The organism is Mesorhizobium sp. M0626, assembly GCF_040320665.1.
GTDB lineage: Bacteria > Pseudomonadota > Alphaproteobacteria > Rhizobiales > Rhizobiaceae > Mesorhizobium.
Genome location: NZ_JAMYQD010000041.1, coordinates 1 through 18,392 on the forward strand (window position 1 = coordinate 1; position 18,392 = coordinate 18,392).

An 18,392-nucleotide genomic window follows, 5' to 3' on the forward strand; every position below is an offset into this window, starting at 1 on the left:
CCACGCAATGGGTCAAGCCGGGGCTGATCGGCCGCGTGAAGCACCTGCGCGGCGAGGACGACCTGCGGCATGCATCGCTGCAGGACTTCCGCGAGAATGACACAGATGGCCGTGGCTAGGAAAGATCAGGAGCGCGCCACCTACGCCTGGATGTACGCCCAAGCGAGCAAGGATGGCAAGGAGACGTGCGGTGCCAGCCTACTGGGGAGAGCATGCCGACGCGTGGCTGCAGGGCTTTGACGGTGAGCCGGTGGCCGCCTTCGGCAAGACCAAGACTGTCAACGACGAAATGGAAGCCGAGGTCGACGAAGCTGCCGTCGAGCGCCCTGCTGGAACCTAAGCGCTGGATCGAGCTTAGGCTTCATGAGCACACGCGGCGTCAACTTTCTCGATCGCTGGATCGGCAACAATTTCCCCGAAACGGCTAAAACCGACGCCGTTTCGGTAAGTGAGTACATACACAAATTGTATGCCGACGCTAAAGCCTTGACGATCGAGTGCGAAGAGATCGACGAAGAGGTTGATAGCCTATATCGGACGCTGGTCGATGCCGTCGTGCACTTTGCCCCAGGTGTTTCCGAATGAGCAAGCCGGCCGTCCTATTTTTGAACCAATGGATAAAAAAACACGATCTATCCGACGCCGGTGCGCCGAAAGAGCGAGCGGAGATCGAGCAGCTCGCAAAGCGCCTAATCGCCGACGCGGAGGCTGAGGGGATTGCGGAAAGCGAGCTGACCGAGGCGTTCGACGACAAGGAGGTCGACAGCCTTTATCGTACCCTCCTCGATGTTAATTCTGGGATACCGGAATGAGTGTTCCCGGCCTGAAGGTTCCGGACAGTTTGGGTGGCCGAGCAGTTGCCCACTGTGGCGAGGGGCGATCCGATCGCACCAGCGAGTTGGCATAAGGTTCTCATGTAAGTGCGGGCGGCCGATTTGAATTCGGCCAACTGTGGCAGAAAAACAACTGCATCAATCGGCGCGCTCTGCTACCAAAAAGGTTAGTTACAGGAGATCACCTATGAAGAAGCTGCTTCTTGGTCTGTCGTTGTCTCTGCTGGCTTCGTCGGCGTATGCTGCCGATGCCATCGTTGCAGAAGCCGCGCCGGTCTTTAGCTGGACGGGTGGGTATGTCGGCCTACAGGCAGGCTATGCTTGGGGGAATGGCAACATAGACGAAATCGGTGGGCCGGGCTTTGTCGACACAGATCCCGACGGGTTCCTTGGTGGCGTCTACGCCGGTTACAACTATCAGATGTCCAATAACATTGTGATTGGCGCGGAGCTGGACGTCGTATATGCGAATGTTGATGGCAGCGGCCAAGTCTTCAGCGCTCCTGGTATCCCGATCCCGGGCGGCATCGCCACCGAAGAACTCAACTGGAGTGCGGCGGCAAGACTGCGCCTAGGATATGCCGTTGATCGCTTTCTTCCTTATATTGCGGGTGGCGTTGCGTTTGGCGATGTCGACATAAGTAATAATGGAGGCGGACCTTCGTTCGGAGATACATTCACAGGATGGACGATAGGCGTGGGCTTGGATTATGCCATGACCGACAATCTGCTGCTGCGAGGCGAGTATCGCTATACCGACTTCGGTACAGAATCCTTTGGTGGTCTGGTCAATGCCGAGGTTGATCTGAAGACCAACGAGGTTCGCTTCGGCATCGCCTACAAGTTCTAATCCCCTGATGTCATAATAGCCTGTCGCTCACCGCGACGGGCCTTTTTGTGCAAGAACCGTTTGCGGCGATCCCCTCAACGGAGTTCGCTACCATGGTCAAGACGAAAACCCCTCACAACACGTTTCGCAGGAACAGCTCGCCCGCTTCAAGATCGAGGCGGAACGGCTGCACAAGGCAATCGTCGGCCCGATTGTCGCCGATCTGCGACAATCACCAGGCCGTGCAGGATCCGCATGAAGTGCTGCTCAAGAACGTGAACAATCACCGACAGGGATGCGCTATCCGATGGCCTCTTACAGGTCCGGCGTCGCTGCCTAGTGCTGGATAGGTGGAGTCCCGAGACCGGGGAAGGGCAGCACGTTGCCGCCCGTCCCCCGCCGGCGGCGCAGTTCAACCTCTCGATAGACGAGGATGCCCATCACCATTTCCGCGCTGGCGATTTCCGATCTCGATGGCAACGACTTGAGCTATTGGTGCAGTTGTCGCGTTTCCATGGTCGCAATGTGGCCGGCGATGGCTTCGATGCTATCGCCCAAATTCGCCAGTAACCCTGCGGACCTCTGCATAGGCTTGCTCTACAGCCGCGAAAACGTGTTGAGATGCAGACGCGACCTTTGGCCTTCTGCAAAGGCCACGGCATAGGATTCGAGCTTGAATGATCGGGTGAGTTCCTGGTCTTCCTCGATCACGCGGACAAACCACTCGCCACAGGGTTTGCCAACTTCGACACAAGGGCGTGCTTTGCGAATTGGAATTATGTCAGCCATGGCGTTGCCTCCCAGCAATCAGGCCAAGCGGAGATTAACGTCGTAAGCGGCCTACAACAAGAAAAGATTGGGCAGCAATACGAAGCTGAGGTGTGGGCCACAAATGGCCGGCGCCATGGGTTGGGGAACCTGGGTGGGCACCGGCCAAGAGCGGACAGGTCCGCCGCGATGCATACATCGCCGATTGGTGCCGCGGTGGTAATGGTGTGATCGCGGAAGCTACGCTTTAGCCTTAGCCGTCGGCCTTGCCTTGCCCGTTGCAGTTGCCGTGGGCTGCGGTGCCTTCCTACCCAGACCGATCGACTTCGCCATGGCAGACCGTGAGGCCGCATAGTTGGGAGCGACCATCGGATAAGTGGATGGCAAGTTCCACTTCGTTCGATACGCGTCAGGAGTGAGACCGAAATCCACGCGCAGATGTCGCCGAAGGGTTTTGAACCGCTTACCATCTTCAAGACAGATGATGTAATCGGGAAATACTGACCTTTTTGGATTTACCGCAGGCACTGGTTCTTCGGTCGCGGCAGCCACGCGATGGCCAATCCCAGACAGCGACCCGTGCACTGAGGCTATCAGGTCCGCCAAGCCCGCGACCGGCACGGGATTGTTGCTGACGTACGCGGATACCACATCCGCCGTGAGTTCTACCAGTTCAGCGGCGTGGTCGGGGGCGTCGGTCATGGTGTGAGTCCTCGAATTTGAGAACGATCTATTATAGCTGCTGCCGCAGCTGCGCAACTCGAGGCCCGATGATGGGCCGCTTCCCTCGTAAGCACCAATCCTGTTGAGCCTGTGTTTGCCGATGGGGAAAGGACCATCGGAAGCAGTGCCAGACTTATCACAGGTTAAGTCGGTCCGGTGTTTATGATATAAGGTCGGGCATCATTCGCGTTCTGCTGGCCGCGGGTGACTGAGAGACCATAGCGCTCCCGCCCAAACGGAGAGCCGACATGCTTTATCAAAGCCCCTTAACCGCCAAGTTCCATCGTGCCTTCACCCTCACGTCAGGTGAGCGTCAAGCTCTCGACGCGGTAAGAATAAGGATCGTTGCGATTGGCGCAAACCAGAACTTGGTCCGGGAAGGCGACCAGCCGTCCCGGTGCATAATGGTCCTGGCTGGCTTAGCCAGCACCTCGAAGGTAACAGGAGACGGGAAGCGTCAGGTCACTGCTTATCATGTGCCTGGCGACATGCCCGATCTGTTGAGCCTGCACCTCGATCTGTTGGATAGCGACGTTCGAACGGTGAGCGCTTGCAGTGTTGGCTTCATAGATCACTCGGCTATCCGGCTGCTCTGCGAACGCCACCCCAGGCTGGCGGCAAATCTTTGGCGAACGACACTGGTTGATGCATCGATTTTTCGCGAATGGGTGGTCAATGTCGGGAAGCGCCAAGCGCTTGGCCGAGTGGCCCACCTTCTCTGTGAAATCATGCTACGTATGGAAGATGCCGGACTTGCGTCCGATCAAACCTGCGCTTTTGGTGTGACTCAAGCTGACCTTGGCGAGGCGACAGGGCTGTCGGCAGTCCACATCAACCGCACGCTCAAGTCTCTTCGGGAGAAGCACCTTACATCACTTGTGAATGGCCAATTGACCATCCATGATTGGGAAGGACTGGCCTTTCTTGCTGAGTTCCGGCACGATTACCTGCACTCAGCAAGGAACAATAAAACGGCCGAGTTCATGTCAATGCACTGATTGCTCCAGGGAAAAATCGCCAGAAATGCGGATTGGCTCCAAGGGTAGCCGGACCACTTGTTGGCCTTCGCTGGCCATCAGCGGTGCGATCGCCCCCCAACATGGTCAATGCTTTGATGGCGCGTCGAAGCGTTAGCGCAAGGGGTTCACTTGCGCGCAGAGTGCATTCGGATGCTTACCGGCCCACATGGGCGTTGACTGTCCGTATGGCCGTCTGCGTAGCACCATCCATCCCCTCAACGTGATACTTCGGCACTACAGGGTTTCCACCTCTCTTCATGGCTTTCGATTGGCCGCGCGATCGACCAATTTGTGGGCTCAGCCGCATCAATTCGAGCCCCGCTATTGGCTAGCGACTGTGGAAGAGGTTCCTGGGGCACACCATGCCGGCGCCCAAGGGAATAAATCTCGGCGACGCAATGGGTCAAGCCCGGGGCTCATGCGTCGCTGCAGATTTCGGGAGGACGGCGGATATTCGCTTTTCTCCGACCGAAAGCGTGCCAAGGGACGTCGCCAGCTAAACAGCAACCGGCGTTGACGCTTGAGAGCGCCTGGCAGCGTTCACGGTGGCCTGTATGGGCGCTCGACATTTCGCGAGTGGCATGTGTTGCGAGCTTGTTGCAGATCATGTTCGCACCATGCAACGGCAAAACGCCTCATCGAGCGCAATGGAAAAGCCGCATTCTCAGTTCGGTCGAGCGAGCGCTTTCTGCACGAGTTGTGACAGGGGAGGGCCTGTCAGGCTTGGAATTCACAAGCTGCAACGCAATTGAGGAAGAAGCCGAAAGGGTGCAAGACCAAATCGATTTCTTGCAGCCAAACTCGGCTCTGGTGTGGTTCAATCCTGTTTGCATCATCGCGGATCAGCGGTCGGACTGTCGAGAACTGAACTGCGCGATCTCAGCCGGTGGGCTTCGAACCAAAACATGCGGACCACCGCGGACGGGGACAGTCGGTCCCGCGTCGCGTCCTGCGGCCGGCGCTATGCTGACGCTCCTACGGCTGTCCTGTTCACCGCCCGCGGCGGGGGGCGAATTTCCTCCGTCCTGCGCGTGACAATTGTCCGCTGTTGCGGCCGCGCGCAGGACTGCGGCTTATGCGCCGTTCTTCCTTGAGCGCCGACGGTCGCCGGCGCGGTGCTTGGGGATGGAACCGAATCCCAGGCAGCGTATTGACATGTATCCGAGTTCCTCATGTCCGAGTAGACGGCACTCTCAACAAAAGGCGCAAACGGCCCAGAGACTCGGCCAATCTCGATCCGGCAACGAGATCGCCGCTGCTGTCGGCGTCAAGCTGACGCATCCGGACAAGGTCATGTATCCAGGCACCAAGGTGACCAAATCCACGCTCGCCGCCTACTACGCAGTGGTCGCCGAGAAGATGCTGCCGCACATTCAGGATCGGCCGCTGTCGCTGGTGCGCGATACTCACGGCGACCTGCAGCAGACCTTCTTTCAGAAGCACAACCTGCCAGGCGTGCCCAGGGCCATCCATGATGGCCACTTGGAGAAGGTGTCCGGTAAGGAAAGCCGCATCTCGTGGTCGATGACTTGGCTGGGCTGATCGCGGGCGTCCAGACGTGCTCGAATTCCACATCTGGGGAAGCCGTCGCCAGCAGCCGGATCTGCCGCACCGCATGATCTTCGACATCGACCCCGACAGGGCTTGGGCTTTGCTGCCGTCAAGCAGGCAGCCCTCGACATTCGGAGCATTCTGGAAGCGCTTGGATTGCAGTCGTGGCCGTTGCTGTCCGGCGGCAAGGGCGTTCATGTGGTCGTCCTGCTCCTCCCGGAGGCAGACTGGGACGAGGTCAAGAGCTTCTGCCAGGACTTCGCCGAACTGCTGGCCCGTACAGATCCGTCGCGCTTCGTCGCCAATATGAGCAAGGCGAAGCGCAAGGGCCGAATGTTTCTCGATTACCTGCGCAACGGCCAGGGCTCCACTGCAATCTGCCCCTGGTCGACTCGGGCACGCGCGGGGGCGTCGTGCGCGGTGCCTGTCAGCTGGGATGAGTTGCCCACCTGCGAAAAACGCCAACGGCTTCGATGTCTTCGCCGCCGCCGCGCGGGCTCAGTTGCGCGAAGCCTGGGAAGGTTATTTCGACGTCGCACAAACGCTTACCGACCGCATTCGGCACGCAGTCCGGCAGCAATAACCATAGGTCAGCGACACTACTGATTGGCGCGGACCGCCTTTGCCCCAAGTCCGGGAGCGTCCCCCTTCGAGGCCTGGGCTAGCCTCTAGAGCGAGAGTACGGACCGGTTTGCCGTGACGGGTTGAGAGCTGGAGGAGAGGCCTCCGGCGCCCGTCGCGGAGAAACCCGATGTCCAGACATTACGCTCGCGCCGGCGCCGACCGGGCAAGCCTCTATGATGACATCACCAACAAGATCATCGCCGAGCTGGAGGCTGGGCGCTTTCCCTGGGTGCCCTGGGGCACGGCGGCGGCGCAAGCACCCCTCGCCATGCCGGCCAATGCCGCCTCTGGCCGTGCCTATTCGGGGATCAACGTGCTGATCCTGTGGGGTGCGGTCGTCGAGCATGGCTTTCCCGTCCAGGGCTGGCTGACTTTCCGCCAGGCGCTATCGCTGGGCGGCCATGTCCGCAAGGGCGAACACGGGACCACCGTCGTCTATTCTGACCGCTTCATCCCTGACGACGAGAAGAAACGCGCGCGGGAGACCGGCGAGGCAGCACGGGCCATACAGTTTCTGAAGCGCTTCACCGTCTTCAACGTCGCGCAATGCGAAAATCTGCCCGACGATCTGGCGGTGTTTCCGCCCGCACCAGAGCCCGGACTGATCGAACCGGCCGTCGAGGCACTGATCAAGGCGACAGGGATCGATTTCCGCATCGGCGGCAATAGCGCCTATTATGTGCCGGCGCACGACTACGTGCAGGTGCCGCCTCCGCAGGCGTATTTCGAGACCATTGACTGGCACCGCACCGCCCTGCACGAGCTTGGCCATGCGACCGGCCATCCCTCCCGCGTCGGCCGTGACCTCGGCTGCGCCTTCGGCACAAAGCGATATGCTTTCGAGGAACTGGTCGCCGAAATGAACGCAGCCTTCTGCTGCGCCTCGCGAGGTATTGCGCCGACCGTGCGCCACGCCGATTACCTGGCCTCCTGGCTCGACGTCCTGCGCGAAGACAACCGAGCCATCGTGCGTGCCGCCTCCCAAGCCAGCAAGGCAGCCGACTGGTTGCTCGCCTTCCTTCCGCAACCCGACAACGGAACCAGGGCAGGGCCCGCCAGCGTCGATGAGGTCGAAATCGAGAAGAGGGCGGCATGATCGTTCTCACCGAGGAACTGCGCGTGCCTGCTCGCCAATAGCCGCGATCGCGACGCCGAACACGTACGGGTGGTGAAGCTCTTCAAATCAACTCGGCGAAGGAATTGGCTCGCAACCGCGCTCGAGATGACGTCGATCCGGCTGCCTTTCGGCATCGGCATCGAGCGGGACATGCTCTTTGGCACCGACCTGCCGATTTCCGTCTGGGCAGAGGCGGTCCGCCGGGGCGGAAACCTTCGCGACGCCGAACGCAACTCGACCATGCCGGCCAATCTGGCCGAGACGGCGAGTGAGATCTCAGCTTGTAATCCGCAAGCCGCAGATGCGCAGTCGTGTCTGCGGCCCTGTCCCCACCTCTGGATCTTCGGTGCGGCTCAGTCCTCAGAGTGAGAGGGCTGCGCCCGTCTTTTTTGACGGGTTTGGAGGACGAGAGAGTTTCGGCCGCCCGTCGCGGAGATAGTCCACATGGCTACGCCCAAGCAGAAGATCACCCTCAACGCTTCACGTGACATCCCCTTCAACAAGCTGATGCTGAGCCAGTCCAATGTCCGGCGCATCAAGCGCGGGGAAACCATAGAGGACCTCGCCGCGTCGATCGCCCGGCGCGGCCTGCTCCAGAGCCTCAACGTCCGGCCAGTGTTGGACGGCGAGGGCAACGAGACCGGCATGTTTGAGGTGCCGGCTGGCGGGCGCCGCTATCGCGCGCTGGAACTGCTGGTCAAGCAGAAGCGCATGAGCAAGACCGAGCCAGTTCCCTGCGTCATAAGCGACGCCCACAGCGCGGTCCCGATCGAGGAGGACTCGCTGGCCGAGAATTTTCAGCGCGAAGATTTACATCCGCTCGACATGTTTCGCGCCTTCCAGACACTTCATGACCAGGGCGCGAGCCATGAGGAGATTGCCGCACGCTTCTTCGTCTCCGCAACATTCGTGCAGCAGCGCCTCAGGCTGGCCAGGGTTTCGGCCAAGCTGCAGGAGATTTACGAGCAGGATGGCATGAAGCTCGAGCAGCTCATGGCGTTCACCGTGACCGACGATCACGCCCGTCAGGAGCAGGTCTGGGAGGCGCTCGAAAACTCCTGGTCGAAGGAGCCGCAGCAGATCCGGCGCCTGCTGACGGAGACCACTGTGCGGGCAAGCGATCGCCGGGCGCTGTTCGTCGGTGTCGACGCGTATGTCGCTGCCGGCGGCGTGGTGCTGCGCGACCTGTTCGAGGCCGACAATGGCGGCTGGCTGCAGGACCCCGCTCTGCTCGACCGCTTGGTCGGCGATAGGCTGAAGTCGATCGCCGACGAGATCGCGGCGGAGGGCTGGAAGTGGATCGTGGTCGATGCCGATCTGCCCTACGGGTACAATCACGGTCTGCGGGCAATCGCTGGCACCCCCGTCGGTCTGACCGACGCGGAGCGGGCGGAACGCGAAGCCCTGCGGGCGGAGTACGACCGGCTGGAAGCCGAGTATGGCGAATCCGACGAACTCCCCGACGATGTCGATCAGCGCCTCGGTCAAATCGAGACCGCGCTTGAGGCCTTCGAGAGCCGGCCGATGCACTACGATGGGGCCGAGATCGCCCGCGCCGGTGTGTTCATCAGCATCGATCGTGATGGCGATCTCGTCGTCGATCGGGCCCATGTGCGCCCCGAGGACGAAGCGATGCAGGCGGTCGACGGCCACTCGGCCGAGCCAGGTTGCGCCACCGAGAACGAAGACGGCAGACACAATCCTTCGGCCCGCGCGATTATCACCATCGGCGCGCAGGCGTCCGAGCCTGAGGAGGATGACGGCGACACCATCAAGCCGCTACCCGAGCGCCTGGTCATCGAACTTACTGCCCATCGCACGTTGGCGCTGCGCAACGCACTGGCCGAGAACCAGCATGTGGCCATCACGGCGCTCTTGCACCGGCTCGTCCTCGACACCTTCGGTCAGCGTTCCGCCATCGGCTGCGTCGAGGCCTTCGTCCGACATGTCCACTTGCCGTGGCAGGACGTCGGTCTCAAGGACAGCCCTGCGGCCAAGGCCGTCCATGAGCGCCATGAGGCATGGAAGAGCGACATTCCACTGGATGACGACGAGGCCCTATGGGCGTGGCTCGACGGACTCGATGAAGCAAGCCGGCAGACGCTGCTGGCGCATTGCGTCAGCTATGGGATCAACGCCTTGTTCGAACGACCCAATCCCTACGGCAGCGGCGTTTCCCAGCATGGACTCGATCAGCGCCGGCGTGAAGCCGATCGGTTGTTCCGTGCCACCGGGCTTGACATGGTAGATGCCGGCTGGCGGCCGACGGTGGATAACTATCTCGGTCGCGTCACCAAGTCCCGCATTCTCGAAGCCGTGCGCGAAGGCGCCGGCGACCAGGCCGCCCAGCTTATCGACCATCTCAAGAAGGCCGACATGGCCAAAGAGGCCGAGCGCCTCCTGGCCGATAGTGGCTGGCTACCCGAACCGCTCCGCCTTCGCGGCAATGACGCCGCCCGGCCGAATGTGGGCGAGGAAGCTGACCTCCCCGAATTCCTGGCCGGTGATGACGAGGACGGCTCGGCCACCCATGAGACTGCCGCACACGCGGTCGCCGCCGGATAGCACCGTCGGCGGAGTGGCGCGGGTCGCTCGGCCCTTTCTTCTTCACTACGAGTTCACGCCGTTCGCTCATCTTGCCGACGGCAATCCCTATGATGCCTACCTGCCGCCCGATCCCGACAGCGCCAATGGTTTCCTACAGAAGTCGGGGCCTGACGGCGGAATATGATTGAGATCGGTTGATACCGGCAAGCGCTCCACCTCATGGCGGGGCGCTTGTTTGATTTTGGCTTCGGTGGAGGCCAGAGAGGGAGAGGCGAGCCGGGATGGTTTTGAATCCGCACGGTCCAGAGAGAGCGCCGCGCGGCTCGATCCTGTCCCCGCTCTCCCGAGGTTCACACCATGTACATGATCTCGCCCGCTGTGGCAGTTCCCGCAGCCGCGCCGCTCCCGCTCCCCCAAACCGGTGCAGCCGGCGCTATCTTCGCCGCCGCCGGCCTTCTGCTTCCCCATCTCGAGCGCGGCGACAGCATCGACGCGCCAAAGTTGCGCGCGGCGATGGAAGCCGCATTCGGCGCCTCCGACGCCGCCGGCGCCTGGGACTGGAAGCAGGCCTACGATGCCTGCGAGGCTGCGACGGTCCTTTTCCTGCGCAAGTACGGAAAGGCGTTGTTCCGCAAGGCCGCGTCTCCGGCTCTCCGGCTGTCAGCATTGTCGAAGATCGCCCGGCTCATGCCGACGCATACCCGCCGATCCGAAGAAGCACAGACCTTCCAGCAGTTCTCGACGCCGATTCCGCTCGGCATGGTCGCCGCAACGGCCGCTGCCATCACGCCGGCCGACCGTGTGCTGGAGCCTTCCGCCGGCACCGGGCTGCTCGCCATCCTGGCCGAGATAGCCGGCGCCTCGCTCATTCTCAACGAGCTTGCCGAAACCCGCGCGGCACTTCTCTCCGGCCTCTTTCCGGCCGTCTGCGCCAGCCGCTTCGACGCCGCCCAGATCGACGACCATCTCTATCCCGGCGCCGTGCCCAGCGTGGTGCTGATGAACCCGCCCTTTTCGGTCATGGCCAACGTCGAGGGCCGCATGGCCGACGCGGCCTGGCGGCACATCGCCTCGGCCCTGGCGCGCCTTGCGCCCGGCGGGCGGCTGGTGACGATTACCGGTGCGAACTTCGCGCCCGACCACCCGGCCTGGACCGCCGCCTTTACTCGCCTGCAGGAACGTGGCCGCATCGTCTTCTCCGCCGCCATCGACGGCTCGGCCTACGCCAAGCATGGCACGACCTTTCCGACACGCCTCACCGTCATCGACCGGGTGCCGGCGGACGATCCGGACGTGTTCCCGGCAGATCAGGGCGTTGCCCCGGATGCCGCGACGCTGATCGCATGGGTCGGCGAGCATGTGCCGGCACGGCTGCCGGTCACCATACCCGCAGGTGCAACTCCCACATCGTCGTCGGCCGCACCCCGCACAGTGCGCGGCTATCTTGGTCCCACGGCAAGAATAACACCGCGGCCACCGCTCACTGATCCCGATGCCGTTGAGCTCGCCTATCAGGTGCTCGACTGGAAGGCCGCCGAGGGCGGCCACATCAGCGACGCCATCTACGAGGACTACGCGCTTCAGGCGATCCGCATTCCCGGCGCGCAGCCGCACCCCACCCAACTCGTGCAATCGGCGGCCATGGCCTCGGTCGCGCCGCCCAAGCCGAGTTATCGGCCGCGCCTGCCGAAGAACGTCCTTGACCTGCTCTCGGACGCGCAGCTCGAGACCGTCATCTATGCGGGCGATGCTCACGCCGAGTATCTCGCCGGCGCCTGGACGCTCGACGATACCTTTGACGTAATTAGCGCGGCGGCAGATGACGCGGCGCGGGCCGTGCGCTTCCGGCAAGGCTTCATGATCGGCGACGGTACCGGTGTAGGCAAGGGCCGCGAGTCCGCCGCCGTAATCCTAGACAATTGGATGCAGGGCCGTCGCAAGGCCGTCTGGATCTCCAAGTCAGACAAGCTCATCGAGGATGCGCAGCGCGACTGGTCCGCGCTCGGCATGGAGCGCTTGCTGGTCACCCCGCTCTCCCGCTTCCCGCAGGGCAGGCCGATCACGCTGGCGGACGGCATCCTGTTCACCACCTATGCCACGCTGCGGTCCGACGATCGCGGCGAGAGGCTTTCGCGGGTCAAGCAGATCGTCGAATGGTTGGGTCCGGATTTCGATGGGGTCATCATCTTCGACGAGGCGCACGCCATGCAAAATGCCGGTGGCGGCAAGAGCGAACGCGGCGACGCCGCTCCCTCCCAGCAAGGCCGTGCCGGCCTGAGGCTACAGCACGCCCTGCCGAATGCCCGCATCGTCTATGTGTCGGCGACTGGCGCCACCACCGTGCACAATCTCGCCTATGCCCAGCGGCTCGGCCTCTGGGGCGGCGAGCATTTTCCATTCTCGACCCGCGCCGAGTTCGTCGAGGCGATCGAGGCTGGCGGCGTGGCGGCGATGGAAGTACTGGCACGCGACCTCAGGGCACTTGGCCTCTATACCGCCCGCTCGCTCTCTTTCAACGGTGTCGAATACGAACTGCTCGAGCATGAGCTGACGCCCGAACAGGTCCGCATCTATGACGCGTACGCTGGGGCCTTCGGCGTCATCCACAACAATCTCGATGCTGCGATGCAGGCGGCCAACATCACCGGCAGCACCGGCACGCTCAATGCCCAGGCCAAGTCGACCGCGCGCAGCGCCTTTGAAAGCGCCAAGCAGCGCTTCTTCGGCCATTTGTTGACCAGCATGAAGACACCGACCCTGATCAAATCCATCACCGGCGATCTGGAGGAGGGCCATGCGGCCGTTGTCCAGATCGTCTCGACGGGTGAGGCGCTCATGGAGCGGCGGCTGGCCGAGTTGCCGACCGAGGAATGGAACGATGTTCGCGTCGACATCACGCCGCGCGAATACGTCCTCGACTACCTCGCTCATTCCTTCCCGGTGCAGCTCTACGAGCCCTTCACGGATTCGGAGGGCAATCTGTCGTCGCGCCCGGTCTACCGCGATGGCCAGCCGGTCGAGAGCCGCGAGGCGGTCGCCCGGCGCGACGAGCTGATCGCGAAACTCGCCAGCTTGACGCCTGTCCCCGGCGCGCTCGACCAGATCGTCCAACATTTCGGCGCGGACCTCGTCGCCGAAGTCACTGGCCGCTCGCGCCGCATCGTGCGCAAGCGCGACCGCCTGGTCGTCGAGCACCGAGCAGGGTCGGCAAATCTGGCCGAGGCGCAGTCCTTCATGGACGATCAGAAGCGCGTTCTGGTGTTTTCCGACGCCGGCGGGACGGGTCGTTCCTACCATGCCGAACTCTTGGCACGGAACACGCGGCTGCGTGTGCATTATCTGCTCGAAGCCGGGTGGAAGGCCGACACCGCCATCCAGGGCCTGGGCCGCACGCATCGGACCAATCAGGCGCAGCCGCCGCTGTTCCGGCCGATCTCGACCAATGTGAAGGCGGAAAAGCGCTTCCTCTCGACGATCGCCCGCCGTCTCGACACGTTGGGCGCAATCACGCGCGGCCAGCGCCAGACCGGTGGCCAAGGGCTGTTCCGGCCAGAGGACAATCTTGAAAGCCACTATGCCGGCGATGCCTTGCGGCAGCTCTATCTCCTGATCGTACGCGGCAAGGTCGAGGGTTGCACACTCCAGCGTTTCGAGGCGGCGACCGGTCTCAAGCTGATGGACAACAACGGCATCAAGGACGAGTTGCCGCCGATCACCACCTTCCTCAATCGCCTGTTGGCGCTGACCATCGAAGTGCAGGGCGTGCTGTTCGGCGCCTTCGAGCAGCTTCTGGCCGCTCGGATCGGTGGCGCCATCGCCTCGGGCACCTATGACACCGGGCTGGAGACCCTGCGGGCCGAGAGCTTCGTCATCACCGACCGGCAGGTCATCTACGCCCATCCGCGCACCGGCGCCGAAACGCGGCTGCTGACGATCACCCAGCGCAAGCGCAATCGGCCCGTCATGCTCGATGCGGCGCTCCATCACCTTCGCGATTTGCGCGCCATCCTACTGATCAACGAGCAATCTGGCCGCGCCGCCGTGCAGATCCCAACCACCAGCATCATGCTCGACGACGGCGAGATCGAGCCGCGGGTCCGCCTGATCCGGCCAATGGAAGGCCAGAACATGCCGCTCAAGGCTATGGGCGAAACCCGCTGGGTCGAGGCCCACCGTGAAGCTTTCGCTGCAGCATGGAATGCGGAGGTCGCCGAGACTCCCGAGTTTGCCGATGCCGTGCTGCACATGGTGACGGGCCTGTTGTTGCCGATCTGGAAGCGTCTGCCAAACGAGTCGACCCGCGTTTTTCGACTTCAGACCGACGAGGGCGAGCGCATAATTGGTCGCCTTGTCACGCCGGCCTGGGCCGCCAACGCCACGGTGACAGGCGTCGCATCGCTATCGCCCGAGCAGGCGCTCGCGGCGCTGATCGACGGGCGGACGATCCTTGATCTCGCCGAGGGTCTCCAGCTTCGCCGCAGCCGCGTCATGGGCGCGTGGCGCATCGAACTGTCGGGCTTCACCGACATGATGCGGGAGCGCCTCACCGCCTACGGTCTCTTCCACGAGATCATTTCGTGGAAGCTCAGGATGTTCGTGCCGATCGACGCCAACGGGCTCGCCGTGCTGGAGCGCGTGCTCGACCGCTTCCCAATCGAGCGGGTCAGTGAGCGGGAGGCTGCATGATTCCGCGTCACGCTGCATCCGACCTCGCACACCGCCTCGCCGAACATGCCGAGGCGGTGTGCCGCCACTACCTCTCCAATGGCCGTCGCCAGGGCAACTATTGGAGCGTCGGCGACGTCCGCAATGCGCCGGGCCGCTCGACGTTCGTGCGTCTGCAGCCATCCCCGAAGGGACCGCCAGGCAAATGGACCGACGCCGCTACCGGCGAGCATGGCGACCTGCTCGACGTCATCCGCGAATCCCTCGGACTGGTCAACTTCCGGGACGTCGCCGATGAGGCGCGCCTGTTTCTCGCTATGCCAGATGCCATGCCACCCCGACCGGCCGCGCCGATCACGCAGGTCCCCATTGGATCTCCGGAAGCGGCTCGCCGACTGGTCGCCATGTCGAAGCCCATTATCGGCACCCTCGTGGAAACCTATTTGCGTGGACGTGGCATTGCGACTTTGTCCGGCACCGGATCGCTGCGGTTCCATCCGCGCTGCTACTACCGGCCCGGCGATCATGGACCGACCGAGACCTTGCCGGCAATGATCGCTGCTGTCACCGACCTTGATGGACATTTGACCGGCGCGCACCGCACCTGGCTCGCACCGGACGGCACCGGCAAGGCGCTCGTCGACACGCCGCGTCGCGCAATGGGTGACCTTCTGGGTCACGCCGTCCGCTTCGGTGCACCCGGCAGCGTCATGGCGGCAGGCGAGGGCATTGAGACGACGCTGTCGCTCAGATGCGCCTTGCCCGATATGGCGATGGCTGCGGCACTCTCGGCAGCCCATCTAGCCGCCATCCTGTTCCCGCCAACCCTGCGCCGGCTCTATGTCATCCGCGACAACGATCCGGCCGGTGACGGTGCCCGCGACAGCCTGCTCGAGCGCGCGACGGACGCCGGAATCGATGCAATCGTGCTGTCGCCAGCGATGCAAGACTTCAACGAAGACCTCAGCCGCTTCGGACTTGCGGCCTTCCGGGCCTCGATTGCAGACCAGCTCATGCGCAAAGATCGCATCCGATATCTGACACAGGCGGCATGAGCCGGGAGGGGAAGCGCGCGGCGCACGGTGCCGGTGCGGCGCATGGATGAGTGACCCGCCGGCAGAGACCCGAGACCCGGCCTTCGAGAGGGCGATCGGCCCACGAACTGGCCGGCCAGGCAATGGCGGCGGCCGACTATTTTCCGGCGCGCGCGACTGGTCGCGAATGGCAGCGATCGGGCGCGACGCCTTTCCATCGCGAGGCAAAATAGTCGGCCGCCGCCATCCTCCGCTGCGCTCCGGCCCTCCGCATCGCTGCGGGTGTCGGACCGTCCTGCCCGTGGGCTCTCGTCGCCATGAAGGCCGCGAGGGTCGCGGTCAAACCGACGGGAGCATCCCCATGAGAGAGCACGACGACACTGAACCGCACCACGCCGCTTCTGCGACCGATCACATCCTCACCGAACTCCAGCTCTATGGCTGGCGACCATTTGCGGACGAGCCCGATCCGCGACCGCTCCCCGGTGGCGACCAAGTGGCCGGAGCCGTGGCCGACATCTTTGACGCCCTCATCGTCACCCTGGCTGACACGCGCCTCGAACCCGACCTCGATGACTTGCTCTGGTCCCTCACCAATGTCTTCCACCGAGCTGTACAACGGATCGAGCGGCAACTGGAAGACAACGAGCAGGCCCAGCGCTGTCTGCAGCGCGAACAGGATGGCAGCGAGATCAAGGCGGTTGAACTCGAGACACTCACCGCCCAGGGCCAGACCATGATCGAACGGCGGGGCGCCTTCGAGCTCATGCGTGACCAGGCCGCCGAACACTACGATCAGTACACCGGTTCTGCCTGGCGACCGCGCACGGGGTCGATGGTAAACCACCACCATCTCACCGCCGCAATGATCGATAGCCGCGACTTCCTCGCGGCCAGGCGGCGCGCGGAAACCGAGGTCATGTTGCCGGCCGGCCCCAAGATCGCCTTCTCCGGCGGCGATACCGCCGATCACGAGATGATCTGGGCAAAGCTCGACCAAATCCGCGCCAAGCACCCCGACATGGTGCTGATGCACGGCGGATCACGCAAAGGCGCTGAAAAGATCGCCGCCCGCTGGGCCGATCATCGCAAGGTGCCGCAGGTCGCCTTCAAGCCCGACTGGAGCAGACACGCCAAGGCCGCTCCCTTTAAGCGCAACGACCAGATGTTGGCGGTCATGCCGATCGGCGTCATCATCTTTCCCGGCACCGGCATTCAGGAGAACCTCGCCGACAAGGCCCGCAAGCTCGGCATCCGGTCTATCGATTAGGCGGCTCGTGAGCGCCCCCTTTGACCCTAGATCTTAGTCCAGGTTGGTCACCGCTATTCCACAATCTCACCGATGTGGAGGTATGTCTTTCACGACGCGAACGGCGGCTTCGCGCCTCATGACAGTCGGTTCCCCGGTTCAGTCCATTCACCAAAAGCGGGCGTCGCCAAACGGCCAGCCCTCAGGCTGTTATGTTCGCGGCAAATGCTCAGCTGGGCCGAATGGATAGGCGCGACGATACCAGGCAAAATTCTGGGCACTCCGCCGGACTGTCACGAGTCCTCGAAGCGCAGGCCGATCTTTCCCGCTGCATGTTCCTGCACGCGTTCGGAAACGCAGATCCTGCCAGGCTCGGCGATCCTCTCCAGACGCGCGGCGATGTTGACCCCCGCGCCCAAGACGTGACCGTCCTGTTCGATGATGTCGCCGACGATCTTGCCGCGATGCGTGGCAATACAGGGATCGAGGTGGTCACGTTGATGGCTGTTCAAGCGCTCGAGGGCACCTTCTTCGTCAGCGCCCATCAGTTGACTGTACCCGGCGAGGTCAGCCGCAAGGATCGCCGAGAGCTTGCGCTCGACCCGACCGATTTCCATCCAGTCCCTCTGCAAGGCGTCAGGATCATATTTGCCCAGGTCAAGCGATCCAAGTCCGCTCTTCCGGTTTTCTTTGGGATCGCGTCAACCATGTCGGGCGCACCCGTTCGTACGGAGCAACTGGCGCTCCGCACGAGGGACAGGGCAACTCACTGGTGACTGGGTGCGTGCCTGACGAAGCTCTTCGTTTCGGCTGAGATAAATGCTCTCACTTACGGAACATCGCAGGTTCGTCGAAGTTGGAAAGCTACGGAGGACGTGCACATGAACAGTGTCATCTATCTTATCGGCCTTATCGTTGTCGTGCTCGCGGTCCTCTCCTTCCTCGGTTTTCACTAGGTGGCCTCATGCAGCATGAGAACGATCAGGGCGGACAGCCCACCGATTTCGACAAGGCGAAAAGCGACGTCTCCGACAGACTTCGCCAGAAAATGAGCGTGCCAGCGAGTTGCTTCACGACGCGCGGGACGAGGTGACCCGTAAGGCTGGCGACTATGCATCTGAAGCCACGCAGGTCATCTCCGACAAGGCGGAGGAGGCGCAGCGCGACATCGGATCGAGCTTGGCGGCGTTGGGTGGTGCACTGCGAGCCGCCAGCGATCACCTTGCCAGCAACGATGAAAGGAACGCATCGAAGTTCGCTTTGGATGCTGCCAGTGGCCTTGAGCGGCTTTCATCGTCCTTGAAACAGAAGCCCTTTAGCCAAGTCCTTGATGACGTGCAGTCCTTCGGCCGGCAAAATCCCGGTGTCCTGCTTGCGGGATCGGTGTTGGCCGGATTGGCTCTCGGGCGGTTCATCAAGGCTTCTCCGCCGGC

14 protein-coding genes and 3 pseudogenes are annotated in these 18,392 nt (G+C 62.7%); 14 read left to right on the top strand and 3 right to left on the bottom strand.

The window, feature by feature from the left end; genetic code table 11:
- The first annotated feature begins 190 nt into the window (after positions 1 to 190).
- The 4 genes from NKI37_RS31165 to NKI37_RS31180 all read left to right on the top strand — a co-directional run bounded on the left by NKI37_RS31165 (position 191) and on the right by NKI37_RS31180 (position 1,683).
- Positions 191 to 340 carry a hypothetical protein gene (locus NKI37_RS31165; RefSeq protein ID WP_023673151.1) on the top strand — a complete coding sequence of 50 codons (150 nt, stop codon included), beginning with the start codon at positions 191 to 193 and terminating at the stop codon, positions 338 to 340.
- A 23-nt stretch (positions 341 to 363) separates the two neighbouring features.
- Entirely contained in the window at positions 364 to 585 is a 222-nt protein-coding gene (locus tag NKI37_RS31170) for a DUF768 domain-containing protein (RefSeq protein WP_023686032.1), read from the top strand.
- Positions 582 to 812, top strand: a complete 231-nt coding sequence (locus NKI37_RS31175; protein WP_023673149.1) for a DUF768 domain-containing protein — start codon at positions 582 to 584, stop codon at positions 810 to 812. Before NKI37_RS31170 ends, NKI37_RS31175 begins: the two co-directional genes overlap by 4 nt.
- Before the next feature lie 208 nt (positions 813 to 1,020).
- Positions 1,021 to 1,683 carry an outer membrane protein gene (locus NKI37_RS31180; RefSeq protein WP_023686034.1) on the top strand — a complete coding sequence of 221 codons (663 nt, stop codon included), beginning with the start codon at positions 1,021 to 1,023 and terminating at the stop codon, positions 1,681 to 1,683.
- A gap of 576 nt (positions 1,684 to 2,259) precedes the next feature.
- Here NKI37_RS31180 and NKI37_RS31185 read toward each other — a convergent pair.
- Both NKI37_RS31185 and NKI37_RS31190 read right to left on the bottom strand, forming a co-directional pair.
- Positions 2,260 to 2,451 carry a hypothetical protein gene (locus NKI37_RS31185; protein ID WP_023673145.1) on the bottom strand — a complete coding sequence of 64 codons (192 nt, stop codon included), beginning with the start codon at positions 2,449 to 2,451 and terminating at the stop codon, positions 2,260 to 2,262.
- 219 nt (positions 2,452 to 2,670) lie between these two features.
- The gene (locus NKI37_RS31190) at positions 2,671 to 3,132 is read right to left on the bottom strand and encodes a Ros/MucR family transcriptional regulator (protein WP_023673144.1); all 462 of its coding nucleotides are present in this window, start codon (positions 3,130 to 3,132) and stop codon (positions 2,671 to 2,673) included.
- A gap of 269 nt (positions 3,133 to 3,401) precedes the next feature.
- On the opposite strand from NKI37_RS31190, the gene NKI37_RS31195 reads away from it, so the two are divergent.
- The 9 genes and pseudogenes from NKI37_RS31195 to NKI37_RS31235 all read left to right on the top strand — a co-directional run bounded on the left by NKI37_RS31195 (position 3,402) and on the right by NKI37_RS31235 (position 16,980).
- Positions 3,402 to 4,151, top strand: a complete 750-nt coding sequence (locus NKI37_RS31195; RefSeq protein ID WP_023686036.1) for a Crp/Fnr family transcriptional regulator — start codon at positions 3,402 to 3,404, stop codon at positions 4,149 to 4,151.
- Between the two features lie 1,380 nt (positions 4,152 to 5,531).
- Positions 5,532 to 6,329: pseudogene (ligD, locus tag NKI37_RS31200) on the top strand (non-homologous end-joining DNA ligase LigD).
- Positions 6,330 to 6,474: 145 nt separating this feature from the next.
- Positions 6,475 to 7,443 (top strand): ArdC family protein, encoded by a 969-nt coding sequence (locus NKI37_RS31205; RefSeq protein ID WP_023686038.1) that lies wholly within the window; start codon positions 6,475 to 6,477, stop codon positions 7,441 to 7,443.
- Positions 7,444 to 7,512: 69 nt separating this feature from the next.
- On the top strand, positions 7,513 to 7,833 hold the full coding sequence (locus tag NKI37_RS32045) for a DUF2958 domain-containing protein (protein WP_460221719.1): 321 nt from the start codon (positions 7,513 to 7,515) through the stop codon (positions 7,831 to 7,833).
- A 75-nt stretch (positions 7,834 to 7,908) separates the two neighbouring features.
- Positions 7,909 to 10,029: a ParB/RepB/Spo0J family partition protein gene (locus NKI37_RS31215; RefSeq protein ID WP_352791650.1), complete on the top strand. Its 2,121-nt coding sequence runs from the start codon at positions 7,909 to 7,911 to the stop codon at positions 10,027 to 10,029.
- 46 nt (positions 10,030 to 10,075) lie between these two features.
- Positions 10,076 to 10,195: pseudogene (locus NKI37_RS32050) on the top strand (DUF6117 family protein); the annotation flags it as partial.
- 173 nt (positions 10,196 to 10,368) lie between these two features.
- Positions 10,369 to 14,697, top strand: coding sequence for a strawberry notch family protein (locus NKI37_RS31225; RefSeq protein WP_023690436.1), 4,329 nt, complete (start codon positions 10,369 to 10,371; stop codon positions 14,695 to 14,697).
- Positions 14,694 to 15,731 (top strand): DUF7146 domain-containing protein, encoded by a 1,038-nt coding sequence (locus NKI37_RS31230; protein WP_023815815.1) that lies wholly within the window; start codon positions 14,694 to 14,696, stop codon positions 15,729 to 15,731. Before NKI37_RS31225 ends, NKI37_RS31230 begins: the two co-directional genes overlap by 4 nt.
- Positions 15,732 to 16,071: 340 nt before the next feature.
- Positions 16,072 to 16,980 carry a DUF2493 domain-containing protein gene (locus NKI37_RS31235; protein ID WP_352791653.1) on the top strand — a complete coding sequence of 303 codons (909 nt, stop codon included), beginning with the start codon at positions 16,072 to 16,074 and terminating at the stop codon, positions 16,978 to 16,980.
- A gap of 272 nt (positions 16,981 to 17,252) precedes the next feature.
- Here the strand turns inward: NKI37_RS31235 and NKI37_RS31240 are convergent, their stop codons facing one another.
- On the bottom strand, positions 17,253 to 17,576 hold the full coding sequence (locus NKI37_RS31240) for a nucleotidyl cyclase domain-containing protein (protein ID WP_023690440.1): 324 nt from the start codon (positions 17,574 to 17,576) through the stop codon (positions 17,253 to 17,255).
- Between the two features lie 448 nt (positions 17,577 to 18,024).
- On the opposite strand from NKI37_RS31240, the pseudogene NKI37_RS31245 reads away from it, so the two are divergent.
- A pseudogene (locus NKI37_RS31245) lies at positions 18,025 to 18,392 on the top strand (hypothetical protein); the annotation flags it as partial.

Bases quoted from the DNA above. Each gene is read 5' to 3' on its own strand.
- NKI37_RS31170 (WP_023686032.1), top strand. From the start codon at position 364: ATGAGCACACGCGGCGTCAACTTTCTCGATCGCTGGATCGGCAACAAT.
- NKI37_RS31175 (WP_023673149.1), top strand. From the start codon at position 582: ATGAGCAAGCCGGCCGTCCTATTTTTGAACCAATGGATAAAAAAACAC.
- NKI37_RS31180 (WP_023686034.1), top strand. From the start codon at position 1,021: ATGAAGAAGCTGCTTCTTGGTCTGTCGTTGTCTCTGCTGGCTTCGTCG.
- NKI37_RS31185 (WP_023673145.1), bottom strand. From the start codon at position 2,451: ATGGCTGACATAATTCCAATTCGCAAAGCACGCCCTTGTGTCGAAGTT.
- NKI37_RS31190 (WP_023673144.1), bottom strand. From the start codon at position 3,132: ATGACCGACGCCCCCGACCACGCCGCTGAACTGGTAGAACTCACGGCG.
- NKI37_RS31195 (WP_023686036.1), top strand. From the start codon at position 3,402: ATGCTTTATCAAAGCCCCTTAACCGCCAAGTTCCATCGTGCCTTCACC.
- NKI37_RS31205 (WP_023686038.1), top strand. From the start codon at position 6,475: ATGTCCAGACATTACGCTCGCGCCGGCGCCGACCGGGCAAGCCTCTAT.
- NKI37_RS31215 (WP_352791650.1), top strand. From the start codon at position 7,909: ATGGCTACGCCCAAGCAGAAGATCACCCTCAACGCTTCACGTGACATC.
- NKI37_RS31225 (WP_023690436.1), top strand. From the start codon at position 10,369: ATGTACATGATCTCGCCCGCTGTGGCAGTTCCCGCAGCCGCGCCGCTC.
- NKI37_RS31230 (WP_023815815.1), top strand. From the start codon at position 14,694: ATGATTCCGCGTCACGCTGCATCCGACCTCGCACACCGCCTCGCCGAA.
- NKI37_RS31235 (WP_352791653.1), top strand. From the start codon at position 16,072: ATGAGAGAGCACGACGACACTGAACCGCACCACGCCGCTTCTGCGACC.
- NKI37_RS31240 (WP_023690440.1), bottom strand. From the start codon at position 17,576: ATGGAAATCGGTCGGGTCGAGCGCAAGCTCTCGGCGATCCTTGCGGCT.